The sequence below is a fragment of the Streptomyces sp. NBC_01363 genome (genome assembly GCF_026340595.1).
Lineage (GTDB): Bacteria > Actinomycetota > Actinomycetes > Streptomycetales > Streptomycetaceae > Streptomyces.
The window spans coordinates 1,257,896-1,273,231 of sequence record NZ_JAPEPF010000001.1; the positions used below are offsets into that span (position 1 = coordinate 1,257,896).

Below are 15,336 nucleotides of genomic sequence, written 5' to 3' on the forward strand. Positions count from 1 at the left end.
GTTCTGCGGTTCATCCTCCTGCGAACGGCGGGAGCACCTCGACCGTGCCGCCCTCGGCAAGGCGTACGGTCTCATGGCCGCGAGTCCCCACGGGGTCACCGTCGATGAGGAACGAGCACCTTTGCAGCACTCGGGTGAGCTCTCCGGGGTGCCGTTCACGCACGGCGTCGAGCGCCTCGGCGAGGGTCGCAGCCGTGTACGGCTCCTCCGCGGTCCCGGCCGCGGCCTTGGCGGCGGCCCAGTAGCGGATGGTTCCCGCAGGCATGGCGCCACTCCTCTCGTCTCTCGTCAGCTGTCCATCATCGGTCACGGCGCCGTCGCCCAGTCGGCGATGCGGGTGAGCAAGGTCTCGTCCGCGGCGTTCTCCGCATGCCCCATGCCGCGCTCCAGCCACAGTTCGGCACCGTCGCCCGCCGCGTCGGCCAGCGAGCGCGGGTGGTCCAGCGGGAAGTACGGGTCCCGGTCGCCGTGCACGATCAGCAGCGGCGCCGGGGCGATCAGCCCGGCGGCCTCGACCGGCGAGAGCGGCACCGGATCCCAAGCGTTGCGGTCGATCCGGGTGTGCAGGCCGTAGCGGCCGACCATCCGGCCCATGGGGCGGGTGACCACCCAGTGCAGGCGGCGCATCGGGGCCGTGCCCCGGTAGTACCAGCGGGCGGGGGCGCTCACGGCCACCACCGCATCCGCGGGCGCCTCCGTACGTGCCCCGGTGCGCCCCTCGCGCTTCGCAACGCCACCGGCTTCCGCACAGTCCGCCGGCCGCGCCGCGTACAGCGCCCCGTGCCGCAGCACCACGGAGCCGCCCATCGAGAACCCGACGGTCACCACCCGGCGGTGTCCGAGCGCCCGCGCCCACGCCACCGCCGCCGCCAGATCCAGCACCTCGCGGTCGCCCACCGTCGACCGCCCGCCGGACCCGCCGTGCCCCCGGAACGAGAACGTGACCACGGCCGCACGCCCGGCGAACACCCCGGCGGCACGGCGCACCGCGGGCCTGTCCACCGAGCCGGTGAAACCGTGCGCGAGCACGATCGCAGTACCGTCGAAGGATGCCCCCGCAGCGACCCCGGCACCCGCCGTACACGGTTCGTACACCGCCTCGATCCGCACCCCGTCATCGGTACGCAATGTGGTGCGCAGGGGACCCGGCGTGATCGAGGGAACAGCGGAACTCCGAAATCGCCCCTCGGACACAGAACTCATGTGGGCTATTGTGCTGGGAAGAGGATCCGGGCAGAGCAGCCCCCGGGTCCTTTTGTGCTTTCCAGGCGTTGTTACGGCGACGTTTCCACAAGCTCAGCGGTCCCAGGGCGCGGGGCCGCACCCGTGGGACCAGCACGAAACGTACGAAGAAGTGCCGCATACTCCCCCGGGCCCGGCCCGGGAGTGCCCCTCTCGCAGGGAACGAGGAGGACCGACGTAATGGGCGAGCGAACCGTGCACGATCATCGACCGACGACCCAGGCAGGTGGGCGGCGATGAGTTCACTGCTGCTCCTGACGAATGCCCTTCAACCGTCGACGGAGGTGCTTCCCGCCCTCGGTCTCCTGCTTCACAGCGTGCGGGTGGCGCCGGCCGAAGGCCCCGCTCTCGTCGACACCCCCGGTGCCGACGTCATCCTGATCGACGGCCGCCGCGATCTCCCCCAGGTGCGGTCGCTCTGCCAGCTGCTGCGGTCCACCGGACCGGGCTGTCCGCTGATCCTCGTCGTGACGGAGGGCGGTCTCGCGGCCGTCACCGCCGACTGGGGCATCGACGACGTGCTGCTGGACACGGCGGGACCGGCCGAGGTCGAGGCCCGGCTGCGGCTGGCCACCGGCCGGCAGCAGAACACCGCCGACGACTCCCCGATGGAGATCCGCAACGGCGACCTCTCGGTCGACGAGGCCACGTACAGCGCGAAGCTGAAGGGCCGGGCCCTGGACCTGACCTTCAAGGAATTCGAACTGCTCAAGTACCTGGCGCAGCACCCGGGCCGGGTCTTCACCCGCGCCCAGCTGCTCCAGGAGGTCTGGGGCTACGACTACTTCGGCGGCACGCGCACGGTCGACGTCCATGTGCGGCGGCTGCGCGCCAAGTTCGGCCCCGAACACGAGTCGCTGATCGGCACGGTCCGCAACGTCGGCTACCGCTTCGTGGCACCCGAGAAGGTGGAGCGCGCGGCCGAGGAGGCGAAGGACCGGGCCGCGGCGAGGGCGGCCGCCGAACCCGTAACCCGTTCGGAGCAGTCACGGGCTGCCGGGATGCCGGAAGAAGCCCCGGTCCGGCCTGCCGGAAGGTAGGTATATCCGCGTAGACTGCCGCGCGTGGCCAAGGTGACGCGGGACGATGTGGCGAGACTGGCGGGGACGTCGACCGCGGTCGTCAGCTACGTCATCAACAACGGACCGAGGCCGGTCGCCCCGGCCACGCGCGAGCGGGTACTCGCCGCGATCAAGGAGCTGGGCTACCGGCCGGACCGGGTTGCCCAGGCGATGGCCTCGCGGCGGACCGATCTCATAGGGATGATCGTGCCGGACGCCCGGCAGCCGTTCTTCGCGGAAATGGCGCACGCGGTCGAACAGGCCGCCGCCGAGCGCGGGAAGATGGTGCTCGTCGGCAACTCCGACTACCGCGACGAGCGCGAGGTCCACTATCTGCGGGCCTTCCTCGGCATGCGGGTCTCCGGCCTGATCCTGGTCAGCCAGGGCCCCAGCGAGCGGGCGGCGGCCGAGATAGAGGCGTGGGACGCGCGGGTCGTGCTGCTGCACGAGCGGCCGGAGGCGATCGACGACGTCGCGGTCGTCACCGACGACGTCGGCGGGGCCCAGCTCGCCACCCGGCATCTGCTGGAGCACGGCAACGAGTACGTGGCCTGCCTCGGCGGCGTGGAGTCCACCCCGGCGGTCGGTGACCCGGTCGCCGACCACGTCGAGGGCTGGCGCCGGGCGATGCACGAGTCGGGACGCTCGACGGAGGGGCGGCTCTTCCAGGCCCCGTACAACCGTTACGACGCCTATCAGGTGGCGCTGAAGCTGCTCGCCGGGCCGGACCGGCCGCCGGCGATCTTCTGCTCGACGGACGACCAGGCCATCGGTGTGCTGCGGGCCGCGCGCGAGCTGCGGATCGATGTGCCCGGGGAGCTCGCGGTGGCGGGCTTCGACGACGTGAAGGAAGCCGGTCTGACCGATCCGCCGCTGACGACGGTCTTCTCGGACCGCCCGGCGATGGCACGGGCCGCGGTGGACCTGGTGCTCGACGACTCGCTGCGGGTGTCGGGGTCGCGGCGGGAGCGGCTGAAGCAGTTCCCCTCGGCGCTGGTGGTACGGCGCTCCTGCGGCTGCGGGGAGCCGACGGCCAGGTAGGCCGGGCCTCGGGCCGCCACTCCTTATATCGGGCATACGAGGTTCTGCCGGGCTTCTCAGGACGTGCTCAGGCTTCTCTCATCTTCGCCGGACACGCTCGTAGGCATGACAGAGAGCCAGCGCCCGAGCGGCGAGTACCCGATGTACCCCTCGTACGGCAACGGCGACGCGGCCTACCCGCCGCCGCCGTCATACCGGCCCGCGCAGCCGATCGCGACGGGCCCCGGAACCACCGTGTGGCCCGGCGGGAACGGCGCCGACGGGCACGGTGGCGACGGGCACGGTGGCGACGGCGGCAGCGGACCCGCCTTCCCGCCGCCCGCGCCGCCGGAGCCGGCCGCGCCCCGGCACCGGGCCAGGCGGCCGGTCGCCCTGCTGGCGGCCGTGGCGATCGCGGCGGCGATCGTCGGCGGCGGCACCGCCACCGTCATCGAGCAGCTCACCGGCAACGGCTCGAACAGCGCGGCCGACAGTGTCATCCCCGGCACCACCGTCTCGCAGAGCAGCAAGGGCACCGTCGCCGGTGTCGCCAAGGCCGTCTCGCCGATGATCGTCGAGATCAACGCGACCTCGACCGCGGGCGAATCCACCGGCTCCGGCGTGATCATCACCTCCGACGGCGAGATCGTCACCAACAACCACGTCATCTCCGGCGCCTCGTCGATCAAGGTGTCGCTCAGCACGGGCAGGACGTACACCGCCGACGTGGTCGGCACCGACCCCGCCAAGGACCTCGCGCTCATCAAGCTCCGGGGTGCGAGCGGCCTGAAGACGGCCACGCTGGGCGACTCCTCGGCGGTCGCGGTCGGCGACCAGGTCGTCGCGATCGGCTCGCCCGAGGGCCTCACCGGCACCGTCACCAGCGGCATCGTCTCCGCCCTCGACCGCGATGTCACCGTCGCCAAGGAGGACGGCAGCGGCCAGGGGCAGGGCGGCAACGGGCAGAGCGGCGGCGAGCAGTGGCCGTTCGAGTTCGGCGGCCGGCAGTTCAACGGCGACACCGGCAACTCCACCACCACGTACAAGGCCATCCAGACCGACGCCTCGCTCAACCCCGGCAACTCCGGCGGCGCGCTCATCAATATGAACGGCGAGATCATCGGCATCAACTCCGCCATGTACTCGGCTAGTTCGGCCGGCGGATCCGACAGTTCGAGCGCGGGCAGCGTGGGTCTCGGCTTCGCCATCCCGGTGAACACGCTCAAGGCCGACCTCGACACCCTGCGGGCCGGCAACAATTCCTGAGGAGACACTCATGCACCACCCCGCCCACACCCCCACCGGCCCGGCCGACCTGGCTCTGCCCCTCGCCCTCGTCACGGAACAGGCCGCGCACGGGCCTCGCCGGGCCCCGGAGGTCCGTGCCACCACCGGTCGCGGGCGCCGGGCCGCACGACGACGCGCCATGGCCGTGCGAGGCTGAGAGGCGGAAGGCACAGCAGTACGGGAACGAGAAGAGGACAACGAGCGATGAGCCCCGCCGAAGACGATCCGCAGCGCATCCTGATCGTCGACGACGAGCCCGCCGTACGCGAGGCCCTGCAACGCAGTCTCGCGTTCGAGGGCTACGGCACCGAGGTGGCCGTCGACGGTCTCGACGCCCTCGCCAGGGCCGAGTCGTACGCCCCCGACCTCATCGTCCTCGACATCCAGATGCCCCGGATGGACGGCCTGACCGCCGCCCGCCGGCTCCGCTCCACGGGCACCACCACCCCCATCCTGATGCTCACCGCCCGCGACACCGTCGGCGACCGGGTCACCGGTCTCGACGCGGGCGCCGACGACTACCTGGTCAAGCCCTTCGAACTGGACGAGCTGTTCGCCCGCATCCGGGCCCTGCTGCGCCGCAGCTCGTACGCGACCGCGGCGGGCGGCGGCGTCCCCGACGACGATGTGCTGGCCTTCGCGGACCTCCGGATGAACCTCGCCACCCGCGAGGTCACCCGGGGCGCCCGCCGGGTCGAGCTGACCCGCACGGAGTTCACCCTCCTGGAGATGTTCCTGGCCCACCCGCGGCAGGTGCTGACCCGCGAGCAGATCCTGAAAGCGGTGTGGGGCTTCGACTTCGAGCCGAGCTCCAACTCCCTGGACGTGTACGTGATGTACCTGCGCCGCAAGACGGAGGCGGGCGGCGAACCGCGCCTCGTGCACACGGTGCGGGGGGTCGGCTACGCGCTCCGCTCCGGCGGCGGTGACGGATGACCGGCACCCTGCACCGGCTCCGCGCCCTGCCGCTGCGCTCACGGCTCGCGCTGCTGGTGGCGACGGCGGTGGCGGTCGCGGTGGCGGCGGTCGCGGCGGCCTGCTGGTTCGTGACGAAGGTGCAGCTGGAGAACCAGATGGATGCCTCGCTGCGCAATGTCTCGGTCAGCGAGGTCTACATGCAGCAGCTGTTCGTCGCATGCACCCACCCCGACCGGGCGACCGTCCCGCCGGTCGGAGGGACGTACACCGTGCAGCTCGTCACCGTGTCCGGGAGCACCTGCACCTCCGCCGGGGCCTCGCCGATCGGCGTGACGGCCGCCGACATCGCCGTGGCCGCCGGTGTGCGGGACAACGCCCTGCACACGGCCAGCACGAAGAGCGGCAAGAAGATGCGCGTGTACACATACGCGTACGAGACCCGTAACCCGGCGCCCGGCCTGGTCCCGGGAAGCTTCGCGGTCTCCGTCGCCCGTCCGATGAGCGAGATCGACGACCCGCTGTCCACCCTCGCCTGGGTACTCCTGGCCGTCGCCGGTATCGGCGCCGTCGGCGCGGGCGCGGCCGGTCTCTGGGTGGCCCGTACCGGCCTGCGCCCTGTCGACGAGCTCACCGAGGCCGTCGAGCACGTCGCCCGTACCGAGGACCTCACCGTCCGCATCCCGGTCGACGGCGAGGACGAGATCGCCCGGCTGTCCCGCTCCTTCAACTCGATGACCGAGTCCCTGGCCAGCTCCCGCGACCGCCAGTCCCAGCTGATCGCGGACGCGGGCCACGAGCTGCGGACGCCGCTGACGTCCCTGCGCACCAACATCGAGCTCCTCGCCCGCAGCGACGACACCGGCCGCGCCATCCCGCCCGACGACCGCAGGGCCCTGATGACGTCGGTCAAGGCACAGATGACCGAGCTGGCCTCGCTCATCGGCGACCTCCAGGAACTGGCCCGCCCCGACGCCCCCGGCCCCGGCCCGCTCCAGGTCGTCGCGCTGCACGACATCGCGGACACGGCCCTGGAACGCGCCCGGCTGCGCGGACCCGAACTGACCATCAGGGCGGACCTGACCTCTTGGTACGTACGGGCCGAGCCCTCCGCGCTGGAACGGGCGGTGGTCAACGTCCTGGACAACGCGGTCAAGTTCAGCCCGCCCCACGGCACGATCGAGATCGCCCTGCGCGACGGCGAACTGACCGTACGGGACCAGGGACCCGGCATCCCCGCCGACGAACTCCCCCACGTCTTCGAACGCTTCTGGCGCTCCCCCTCCGCCCGCCAGCTCCCCGGCTCGGGCCTGGGGCTGTCGATCGTCGCCCGCACGGTCCAGCAGTCGGGCGGCGAGATCACCCTGCGCCCGGCGGCGGACGGTCCGGGCACGGTCGCCTCGATCCGGCTGCCGGGAGCACCGCAGCCGCCGCCGGGGCTGTGAGCGCGGGGCCTCAGACCCCTGGATTGTGCCGGATCAGCGACTCCACCAGGCCCGACCGGGTGGCGGGAAAGTCCAGCGGGACGATGCCGAGGCCGGTCCAGCCGGCTGCCTCCGAGCCGTCCAGGAACGACTGCACCTGCGGGTTGAGCCGGTCCGCGTTCCAGCGCGGCGGCATCAGGGCGGCCGTGCTGACGTAGTTCATGTACAGCTTCCCGGGCTGCTGGGCGGCCTTGCGGAACTGGGCCTCGATCTTCGGGTACTTGGCGAACGGCTCCGCCATGTAGTCGTCCTGGATGTCGAAGAGCTCCGAGTCGGCGTACCGGACACCGGGCAGCCCACCGTTGTCGGCCAGCAGCACGACCTTGCCCCGCGCCTCACCCAGCGAGGGCAGTGCCGAATCGATACGGAACAGCGGCCGCCAGCCCCGGTTGTCGAGGTAGTCGTCGAAGACCGCTCGGAACGCCGCGTCGCTCTCCTCCGAGTACTCCTGCTTGACCCGCATCAGCACGGCCTCGGTGGGGTGGGCCGCCAGGAAGTCCCAGCAGGCACCCAGCACATCGCCGAACATCAGATTCTGATACGAGGCCCCGTGGTGGATCGCGAACGAGCCACCGGTGATCCGGCACCGCACGTCGAGGAAGCGGATGCCGCTGTTCAACTGCTCGGCGATCGTGGTGTTCTGGCACTCGGTCCACGGGCCGCCGTAGCGGGCGCCGGAGTCGTGCGAGCCGGGGATCGTGAGGCGTTGCAGCGCGGTGGCGTCGGGGATGGCGCCCATCCAGTCCTGGGTGGTGCGGACTTGGCGGGCCTCGGCACCGGCGGGGCCCGCGCCGATCAGGACGGTGGCGGTGGCGGCGAGTGCGCCGGCCAGGAAGTTCCGGCGAGTGGCGGTGTACGGGCTCATGCGGGGGTTGCCTCCGTCTGCCGTGGGGGTCAGCCGTCAGATTATGGCGGGTGCACGTCACTTCGGGAACAGCGCCGCGTCGCGGAGGCGGTGCCGCGTCACGGAGGCGGTGCCGCGTCACGGAGGCGGTGCCGCCTCGCGGGCTCAGGCCGAACCCGTGAGCAGGTCCAGCCCCAGCGGGGTGCAGGAGTGCCAGACCGCCTTGCCCTCGCGCTGGGTGACGATGAGTCGTGCGTCCCGGAGCGCCTTCGCGTGTTCGGAGGCCGACGACTTGCTGATGTCCAGTTCCCGGGCGATGTCCGTGGTGGTGAGCTGTTGGGTGAGCAGGCCGAGAGCCGCGGCCCTGGTCCGTCCCAGCAGGGCGTTCAGCGGATGGTCCTCGCCGTCGCGGGCGCCCAGCAGCGGCAGCGGTGTCAGCGCCGGGTAGATGAAGACGCTCGGGGCGTCGTCGTGCACAGCCATCAGGGGCGGGCCGTCCCACACGGCGGACGGCAGCAGCACCAGGCCATGTCCGGTCAGGGTGACCTCGGCCTCCTTGGCGCAGTCGAGGACCAGGGTCGTCCCGTGCCAGCGGCCACCAGGGGTGAGACCGGCCAGCGTCGCGCGCATCCCGTGTTCGGCGAGCTGCCGGGTACGCCAGGCGCGCTCGGCGTCGAAGCCCGACCGGATACGGCTCCAGGACGGGGCCACGAGGCCCGTGTACGCCGACCGGAGCGACTGCTCCAGCTCCTGCCAGACGGCCGTGTCCCGGTCCGCCAGCCCGCGAAGCCACGGGGTGACCGGACGGCTCGTCCGGCAGACCCTGTCCAGTTCGCCACGGACGGTGTCCGTGGGGGCCGACAGAACCGCGTCCAGGCCGTCCTCCAGTCCTCGGCTCACCGGATCGAGGAACATCGGCCCCGTCGCCGTCGGCGGCACCAGCTCCAGCAGCCTGCGCGCCTCGCGCGGAAAGCCCGCCCGGACCGTGCGCTGCCACCGTCCGAAGACCGGCGAGACCTCCCGCTGAGCCATCGCGGCCACCAGGACCAGCTCCATCAGCGGCGCAGGCCCGGTCGCGAACGTCACCCCCAACAGGTCCTCGGGCGTGAATCGCACACTGAGCATCCGTCCCCCCTCTTTCCGGCGCCGGGCCGCTCCCGGTGTCGCCCCATGGTTCGGCCAGAACCGAATAGATCGCCGTCCTCCGGCCCGGTCCCGACCATGGGACACGCAACGCATTCGAGGGTGGCCTCGGCCCTCCTCGGGCGGAAGCACCAATTCGGCCCCGTGCGAACCGCTCGCACCGGGCCGGGCCCGGACCGACGGGGGTGGGCTCCCGCAGCCGTCCAGGCGGCTGCGGGAGCCGAGTGTCCGGGCAGTCCATCCGCACGCACGAGAACCACAGGAATCACAGGAGTCACAGATGAACCTGTTACGAACCTTCTCCCTGAAGCGGACGACCCTGGCGGCCACTGCCGTGGCCGCGGTCGGCGCCGTCACGCTCGGGCTCGCTCCGGCGGCCAGTGCGTCATCGGAGAACGTCGACATCTGGCCGTCGTTCTGGCAGCCCTGCGGCACCTATATGTGCCTCTACTACAGCCCCAACCTCACCAATGCGAGCTGGACACCGACCCGGACGTCCGACGCAGACCTCGCCGGGAACAAGTTCGCCAACCACGGCACGGGCTCGGCCGGCGCCGGGCAGGTGGTGCGCGACAACGCGGCCTCCATGGGCAACAACACCACCAACTGCCACGTCACGGTCTTCTCCAAGACCGACTTCCACGGCAACACCAACTGGCTCCGGGCCGGACACGCGGGGAACCTGAAGGACCTCCGTAACGACAACGCCTCGATCCGGGTGGACGGCTGCGCCTGAGCCGGCCCGCCCCGCACAACCGCCCGCCCCGCACCTCACACGCAGTGCGGGGCGGACGACCCCGGCCGGACGGCCACCAGAGCGGACAGAACGAGGAGTTGATCGTGACAGCACCACGCGTGTACACGGAACGGGCCGCGTTCCGGCTCCGTACGGCATGGCTCGCCGTACTGTCCGCCGCCGCACTCGCCACCCCGTTCCTCGTCTCCGCCTGCGGCGGCGGACCGCCGGGCACACCGGCCGTCCGACCGCCCGTCGCCACGCCCGCACCGACCACCACGGTGGGCCTCCGCCTGCCGCTGAACGTGTACCTGCCGACACCCGGGGAACAGGCCACCGGCGAGTACCTCGTCTACCGCGTGCAGCAGCACTGCATGCGCGGCTACGGCTTCCGCTACCTGCCCCACCTGTCGTCGGACTACATCGGCACCACGGTCGCGACCTGGCGTGAGTACGAGTCGCGCCGCTACGGAATCAGCGAGCGGACCATCGCCGCACGGCGCGGATACCACCTCGGCGAGGAGCCTTCCGGAACCCGTGCCCCACAGGTCTCCACCGCCCTTTCGGTCCCGGAACGCGAAGTGCTGTCGGGCCGTGCACCCGACGGACGGAGGATGACAACACCCGTACAGGACAAGGACGTTCCCGACGGCGGATGCGCCGGCCTGGCCGAGCGCACCGTGCACGGGGACCGAACGGCAAAGGCCCAGCGGGGCTACGACCTGGTCGCCCGGCTGCGCGGCGAGGCGTTCGACCGCTCGCGCTCCGACCCCCGCGTCGCGGCGGTGAACCGGAAGTGGTCCTCCTGCATGCGGGGCAAGGGGTTCACCTACCGCGACCCCGACGCGGCGATCGAGGACCCGCGCTGGAACCTGCTGAGCGCCCGGCCGAGCCGAGCGGAGGTCGCCGTCGCGACCGCCGACATCGCCTGCAAGCTGCGGACCAATCTGCTGGGGGTGAACTTCGCTGTCGAGGCGGAGTACGAGAACGCCGCCATCGCCGCACACCCGCAGGAGCTGGCGGAGGTCCGCACCCACAAGGCCGCCGGGACCGAACGGCTCCCCGACCTGATGCGCAGGTACGACCGGGCCCCGCGGCCCTTGTGATCAGAGGGCGATCAACCCGGCCGCCGTCTCCTCGAAGCCGCAGGCATCGAGGTAGAACGGACGCAGGTGCGCCTCGAAGTCGACGTGCAGCCACTCGCACCGCGCGGCACGGGCTTCCTCGGCGCCCTTCGCCACGAGCGCGGCGCCGACCCCTCTCCCCCGGCCGTGCCCGGCGACGACCGTGTCCAGGAGGAAGGCATGGGCCCCGCCGTCCCAGACGACGTTGACGAACCCGATCAGGCCGCCGTCCTCCCACGCGCAGACCCAGCCCAGGCTGTGCCGCTCAAGTTGTGCCCGCCAGTCGGTCCCGGCGACCGGGTGACCGAAGCCCTCGGCGTGCAGTGCGTTGAGGGAGGCGTTGTCGAAGTCGCCGCACCACTCGTACGTGATGGTCACGCCTCGATCGTAGGTGCCGCGGCTTCCCGTACAGCAAGACGGTCCGGGCCACGCACGCGAAGGGCGGTGGGCCCGCCGACCCACCGAGCGGGCACCGGAGTCGTGTGAGCCGGGGATCGTGAGGCGTCGCAGCGCGGTGGCGTCGGAGATGGGTAGCGGCGATCGCAGTGCTCCTCCCGGTCTGCCCCACAGCTCGGACGCACTGGTACTTGCTCACTGGCAGGCCAGCTCGCGCAGCTCCCAGAATTCACTCACTTCCAGGGGCACTTCCCCTACCAGCACCCCTGCCACCGGAGCGTCCGGTACGCTCCTGAACTCGATCAGCGCCGCCATGGGACTGAGTCCGCGCTCGTAAGCATCGTGCAGCCAGACGAGACCGGTGCACTCAACGGAAGTGTCCACCGAACCAATCCTGCCAGGGCGAAGCTCCGCCTCGACAATCCGGGCAAGGATTTCGGAGACCTCGGTCGACACCCCCCTCCCCGGTCGGTAGCTCACCCCGGAAAAGGTAGCTGTTCGATCTTCCCAACTCTGTGACAGAGATCTGGATCTCTGGCTCGCTGCATGCGAGTCGGTGTGTGGAAAGGACGGAATAAGTGGCCAGCGAATCATGGATGCACTGGACGAGTACGTCCGCAGTGTCGTCGCGTCCCCAGGTCCAACGAGCGACGGGCGTACTGGCGAGGCAATCCTTCCGGTGTGAACACGCCGCCGTCGAATGACCTTCGAGTGCGCGACGGCGGAGCCCCACTGCGCTCTGTTCAGCTGTCGTCACGGCGCCACGAGGTCAGCAGGACGCCGTGCTCGTCCCAAGTCTCCTCTTCGCGGAGAGAAGCGGCGTCTCTGTCGAAGAACTTGCGGGACTTCATAACCCCGTTGGGGTGCCACTCCTTGAATTCACCCAGAGCGCGACCGCCCCGGACGACCCCCTCGGAACGAAGCGTCCCGTCCTGGTACCACTCGCGGGACAGTCCGTTCGGCACCCCGTCAGTGTGCTCGTCCAGGCTGATCAGGTGTCCGCTCTGGTACTCGGCTACTTCGCCAGTGAAGGGTTCTCCCCGATAGGTCACTCGCTGAGCATCGTCCATGTCGACATCCGGTGCATCGACATCGATTCGCACTACAGAATTCATCAGGAAATCCAATTCTCATCACTCGGCGGGAAGCCGGTAAACCTGCCGTGGCGGCTGGGCAGCCCCTCCAACATATGGTTGCAGTTCGCGCAGAAGGGCGCCCGCCTGCCTGGGAGGCCCGTCGAGACGTCTTTGAGGTACGGAAAGTCGACGGCCGCTCGCATCTCGGCGAGAGCCGCGGCGCCGTCCGGCAGGCCCTGTCGCGTGCGCATCCAGAGCAGTTCGTTGGCGGCCTTCACCTCGGCATGGCCCAGCGGGTCGTCCTCGTGCGGCGGAGGGTCTCCGATCTTGTCCAGTCTGTCCTTCAGGGTGGGGTGCAGGTCGCCCTTCTTGATGACGACTTCCCTTTTGCCGTTGATGCCTTCGATGATTGTTCCTGTCCGAACGTCCATCACGGACCCCACGCATGCGCCCGTCTGCTTCCTGGGGAAGGCGCCTGAGTCTCGCGCATCTCGGTACGCGGCTCCTCGCTGCTGGGCCAGTTCGTCGAGGTAGTCGGCGACAGGCCGTCCGTCGATGTGGGTGATGACGCCGCCCGTCTTGGTCACGCGAGGCCCATTAGCGTCAATTTGCTCCATGAGCTTCTGGCCGTGCCCAGGAGGTGGAACGGCTCCGCTCTCGCCCACGTGTGTGGTGGGGGAGAGGGCTTCCTCCGGACTGGAAGCCGAGCCGGCGGTGTGGTCGGATACCCCGCTCGATCCCTCCGGGGCCTGCGAGGCGTGGGCGGCCGTTCCCATGCCTTCCCCGTGTTCGCCCTGGTGCGGAACCGCTGGGTTGTCGGATCCGTGGTCTCGGCTTGGCACGTCGCTGTGACCACTGTTGTCCAGGTGGTTGTGGGGTGTGTTGTCGCCGGTGCCGCCGCCGGGTGCGTGGTGGGGGTTGCTGTCCGGCAAGTGGTTGCCCGCGCCACCGCCTGGGGCCTCGGCTCGGGGCCGGCCGAGGTCGCCCAGGTCGTTGCCGAGGCGGGTGGCGTCATCGCCGGTATGGGCGCCTGCGCCGGTCAGGGCCGGTTCGCGTAGGGGGTCCGGGGCCTGTGCACGGGGTTGTTGGTGGGCTTGGTCGGTGTGTTGGGCGAGGGTGCCGTCTTCGTTGTAGAGATTCCCGTGGCGGTCGAGGTACGGAGCGCCTTCGTCGAAGGGGGATCTGACCGTCCCTTCGGGTAGTGCTACGGCTCCGTCGGGGAGTTTGACGGTCCCGTTGGGGAGGGTGGTCGCGCCTTCGGGGACGGCGGCGCCTTCGGGGAGGTGGAGCGTGCCGTCGGGGAGTCCGAGGGTGCCTTCGGGGAGGGTGATGACGTGGTCGGGGAGGGGCGGGAACTCGACGTGGCCCAGGCCCTTGAGGCCGGCCATGACGTCGCCGATCCTCCTCAGCCCGACGCCTGCGCCCTTGAAGACGTAGGTCATGGGGTCCACGGCGCGGGCGGTCTTGCTGGTGAGGGAGAGGGCCTTGGCTGCCAGGCCGGCTTTGCCGGCGCCTGCTGCTGCGCCTCCGGAGCCGCCGGTGAAGACGGTGGTCAGGACGTTGAAGGTGACCGCTCCGGCGGCGCGGGAGGGGTTGCTGCCCCACTGGTCCCAGGCGATCAGGGCCTTGCCGGTCTCCTTCACCGCGGTCTGCGAGTCGCGTATCCAGGCGGAGTGGTCGCCGGGCAGGGCGTGCAGGACGAGCATCACGGCGGGGGAGAGCCCGGTGGCGAGTTTGGCCAGACCGGTCCATGCCTCCTGCGCGGCGTCCCCGCCCTCGAAGCCGACCAGGGTGCCCAGGCCCTTGAGAGTGCCCCAGACCCCGTCGACGAGGAAGCCCTTGCCGAAGTCGTAGGCGTGCTCCCAGACCTGCCACCAGGGCGTCGACTCTTCGACCGCCTCTCCCCAGGGCAGGCTCTTGGCCTGTTTGAGGGCCTCGGCGTCGTACCCGTAGGTGCCCTTCTTGCCGGAGCCGTCATCGATCTTCAGCGCCTTGCCGCCGACCAGGGCGACGATCTTGGCGTGACAGGTCCGTTCCACCTCCTGGAAGGCGGTCCAGACCTCGGCTATCTCGCCACGGCGCCGGTTGTTCTCCTCGACCAGGTCACCGTCCTCGCGCCACTTGTCGTCGCCTTCGGCCTTGACCCGGAAGGCGACCGCGTCCCGCTTGAGCTCCCTGAGCTTCTCCACCAGCGGGAACGCATCGTCCGAGTACGTACTGAGCGCACCGGCGATGACGCACAGGTCCGAACTCAGAGACAGCCCGGTCTCCGCCACCGGCCTGGTCGTCGCGAACAACTGCTCCGCCTCGGGCGCCTTGTAGAAGGCGCTCAGCCCGCCGAAGCTGCTGTGCACATCACCGGCAGCCGTCGCGATCGCGGCCCCGTGGCCCGACAGAGTCGTCACCTTCGTGTCGAGCAGGGCCAGGTCACCGGTGAAGACCGGTATCCCCACCGGGTCGACCGGCTCGGTGTCACTCACCGGTGCCCCTGCATGCCCTTGAGGACGTCCAGGCGCACGGCCTTCGCCGCGTCCTGCGCGTGCCTGGCCGTCTCCAGATCACCCTCGCAGTACGCGTTGGTCGCCTCGACCGCACCCAGCACGGACGCCTCGATCCGCTCGGCCGCCGCCTTCAGGTCCTTCTTGCGCTCACCCAGATACTCACCCAGCGCCGCGGCCACCGGCCCCATCGCCTGACGGGACAACGGCGCCTGACCCGCAGCCACCGGACCCTGAAGGTGCGTGACCGCCTGCGCTCCCGGCACCGCCGTACCCGCCGCCTGAGCCGCCTCCGACACCGTCGCCATCAAAGCCGTCAGAGCCTTCTCCAGATCACCGGCATGCACACCGACAACCCTCAACTGCCCCTGCACACCCTGCGGCCTGATGTCCCACGCCACCATGAAGAGCCCCCCTCGTGCCGGTTGCCCTCGACGTCAGGGACTTCCGGAGGTTTGAACAACCGTTCGCACGCTCTTCTCCACCAACTCGAACATCGCTGATGCAATC

At 70.6% G+C, this 15,336-nt stretch carries 17 protein-coding genes; 8 read left to right on the plus strand and 9 right to left on the minus strand.

Going from position 1 to position 15,336, the window contains the following annotated elements; all coding sequences use genetic code 11:
• Nucleotides 1-10: 10 nt before the first annotated feature.
• Both OG611_RS05970 and OG611_RS05975 read right to left on the minus strand, forming a co-directional pair.
• A complete protein-coding gene (locus tag OG611_RS05970) occupies nucleotides 11-265 on the minus strand; it encodes a MoaD/ThiS family protein (protein WP_124717298.1) in 255 nt (84 codons plus the stop codon).
• A gap of 41 nt (nucleotides 266-306) precedes the next feature.
• Complete coding sequence (locus OG611_RS05975; protein WP_266416248.1) at nucleotides 307-1,203, minus strand: S9 family peptidase; 897 nt, start codon at nucleotides 1,201-1,203, stop codon at nucleotides 307-309.
• 275 nt (nucleotides 1,204-1,478) lie between these two features.
• Between OG611_RS05975 and OG611_RS05980 the strand changes: the two genes are divergently transcribed.
• From OG611_RS05980 to OG611_RS06005, 6 genes are all read left to right on the plus strand, one after another.
• Nucleotides 1,479-2,282: a response regulator transcription factor gene (locus OG611_RS05980; protein ID WP_266416250.1), complete on the plus strand. Its 804-nt coding sequence runs from the start codon at nucleotides 1,479-1,481 to the stop codon at nucleotides 2,280-2,282.
• Between the two features lie 24 nt (nucleotides 2,283-2,306).
• Entirely contained in the window at nucleotides 2,307-3,344 is a 1,038-nt protein-coding gene (locus OG611_RS05985) for a LacI family DNA-binding transcriptional regulator (protein ID WP_266416251.1), read from the plus strand.
• A gap of 105 nt (nucleotides 3,345-3,449) precedes the next feature.
• A complete protein-coding gene (locus OG611_RS05990) occupies nucleotides 3,450-4,589 on the plus strand; it encodes a S1C family serine protease (RefSeq protein ID WP_266416252.1) in 1,140 nt (379 codons plus the stop codon).
• A gap of 10 nt (nucleotides 4,590-4,599) precedes the next feature.
• Nucleotides 4,600-4,767: a hypothetical protein gene (locus OG611_RS05995; protein WP_266416254.1), complete on the plus strand. Its 168-nt coding sequence runs from the start codon at nucleotides 4,600-4,602 to the stop codon at nucleotides 4,765-4,767.
• A gap of 47 nt (nucleotides 4,768-4,814) precedes the next feature.
• On the plus strand, nucleotides 4,815-5,546 hold the full coding sequence (locus OG611_RS06000) for a response regulator transcription factor (RefSeq protein ID WP_266416256.1): 732 nt from the start codon (nucleotides 4,815-4,817) through the stop codon (nucleotides 5,544-5,546).
• Complete coding sequence (locus OG611_RS06005; protein ID WP_266416258.1) at nucleotides 5,543-6,970, plus strand: HAMP domain-containing sensor histidine kinase; 1,428 nt, start codon at nucleotides 5,543-5,545, stop codon at nucleotides 6,968-6,970. The genes OG611_RS06000 and OG611_RS06005 overlap by 4 nt, the downstream gene beginning before the upstream one ends.
• A 10-nt stretch (nucleotides 6,971-6,980) precedes the next feature.
• On the opposite strand, the gene OG611_RS06010 is transcribed toward OG611_RS06005, so the two are convergent.
• Together OG611_RS06010 and OG611_RS06015 are read right to left on the minus strand one after the other, a co-directional pair.
• Nucleotides 6,981-7,874, minus strand: coding sequence for a phosphatidylinositol-specific phospholipase C (locus OG611_RS06010; RefSeq protein WP_266416260.1), 894 nt, complete (start codon nucleotides 7,872-7,874; stop codon nucleotides 6,981-6,983).
• 144 nt (nucleotides 7,875-8,018) lie between these two features.
• Nucleotides 8,019-8,978, minus strand: a complete 960-nt coding sequence (locus OG611_RS06015) for a helix-turn-helix transcriptional regulator (protein WP_266416262.1) — start codon at nucleotides 8,976-8,978, stop codon at nucleotides 8,019-8,021.
• A 298-nt stretch (nucleotides 8,979-9,276) separates the two neighbouring features.
• Here OG611_RS06015 and OG611_RS06020 point away from each other — a divergent pair, with 298 nt between their 5' ends.
• Together OG611_RS06020 and OG611_RS06025 are read left to right on the plus strand one after the other, a co-directional pair.
• Nucleotides 9,277-9,732, plus strand: coding sequence for a hypothetical protein (locus tag OG611_RS06020; protein ID WP_266416264.1), 456 nt, complete (start codon nucleotides 9,277-9,279; stop codon nucleotides 9,730-9,732).
• Between the two features lie 104 nt (nucleotides 9,733-9,836).
• A complete protein-coding gene (locus tag OG611_RS06025) occupies nucleotides 9,837-10,838 on the plus strand; it encodes a hypothetical protein (protein ID WP_266416267.1) in 1,002 nt (333 codons plus the stop codon).
• Here the strand turns inward: OG611_RS06025 and OG611_RS06030 are convergent, their stop codons facing one another.
• From OG611_RS06030 to OG611_RS06050, 5 genes are all read right to left on the minus strand, one after another.
• Nucleotides 10,839-11,234: a GNAT family N-acetyltransferase gene (locus OG611_RS06030; RefSeq protein WP_266416270.1), complete on the minus strand. Its 396-nt coding sequence runs from the start codon at nucleotides 11,232-11,234 to the stop codon at nucleotides 10,839-10,841.
• Between the two features lie 213 nt (nucleotides 11,235-11,447).
• Nucleotides 11,448-11,708, minus strand: a complete 261-nt coding sequence (locus OG611_RS06035) for a hypothetical protein (protein WP_266416273.1) — start codon at nucleotides 11,706-11,708, stop codon at nucleotides 11,448-11,450.
• A gap of 287 nt (nucleotides 11,709-11,995) precedes the next feature.
• On the minus strand, nucleotides 11,996-12,355 hold the full coding sequence (locus tag OG611_RS06040; RefSeq protein WP_266416275.1) for a toxin-antitoxin system YwqK family antitoxin: 360 nt from the start codon (nucleotides 12,353-12,355) through the stop codon (nucleotides 11,996-11,998).
• An 11-nt stretch (nucleotides 12,356-12,366) separates the two neighbouring features.
• A complete protein-coding gene (locus OG611_RS06045) occupies nucleotides 12,367-14,808 on the minus strand; it encodes a YwqJ-related putative deaminase (RefSeq protein ID WP_266416277.1) in 2,442 nt (813 codons plus the stop codon).
• Nucleotides 14,805-15,230, minus strand: a complete 426-nt coding sequence (locus tag OG611_RS06050) for a DUF6507 family protein (protein ID WP_266416279.1) — start codon at nucleotides 15,228-15,230, stop codon at nucleotides 14,805-14,807. The genes OG611_RS06045 and OG611_RS06050 overlap by 4 nt, the downstream gene beginning before the upstream one ends.
• Nucleotides 15,231-15,336 lie beyond the last annotated feature (106 nt).

Bases quoted from the DNA above. Each gene is read 5' to 3' on its own strand.
- OG611_RS05970 (WP_124717298.1), bottom strand. From the start codon at position 265: ATGCCTGCGGGAACCATCCGCTACTGGGCCGCCGCCAAGGCCGCGGCC.
- OG611_RS05975 (WP_266416248.1), bottom strand. From the start codon at position 1,203: ATGAGTTCTGTGTCCGAGGGGCGATTTCGGAGTTCCGCTGTTCCCTCG.
- OG611_RS05980 (WP_266416250.1), top strand. From the start codon at position 1,479: ATGAGTTCACTGCTGCTCCTGACGAATGCCCTTCAACCGTCGACGGAG.
- OG611_RS05990 (WP_266416252.1), top strand. From the start codon at position 3,450: ATGACAGAGAGCCAGCGCCCGAGCGGCGAGTACCCGATGTACCCCTCG.
- OG611_RS05995 (WP_266416254.1), top strand. From the start codon at position 4,600: ATGCACCACCCCGCCCACACCCCCACCGGCCCGGCCGACCTGGCTCTG.
- OG611_RS06000 (WP_266416256.1), top strand. From the start codon at position 4,815: ATGAGCCCCGCCGAAGACGATCCGCAGCGCATCCTGATCGTCGACGAC.
- OG611_RS06005 (WP_266416258.1), top strand. From the start codon at position 5,543: ATGACCGGCACCCTGCACCGGCTCCGCGCCCTGCCGCTGCGCTCACGG.
- OG611_RS06010 (WP_266416260.1), bottom strand. From the start codon at position 7,874: ATGAGCCCGTACACCGCCACTCGCCGGAACTTCCTGGCCGGCGCACTC.
- OG611_RS06015 (WP_266416262.1), bottom strand. From the start codon at position 8,978: ATGCTCAGTGTGCGATTCACGCCCGAGGACCTGTTGGGGGTGACGTTC.
- OG611_RS06020 (WP_266416264.1), top strand. From the start codon at position 9,277: ATGAACCTGTTACGAACCTTCTCCCTGAAGCGGACGACCCTGGCGGCC.
- OG611_RS06050 (WP_266416279.1), bottom strand. From the start codon at position 15,230: ATGGTGGCGTGGGACATCAGGCCGCAGGGTGTGCAGGGGCAGTTGAGG.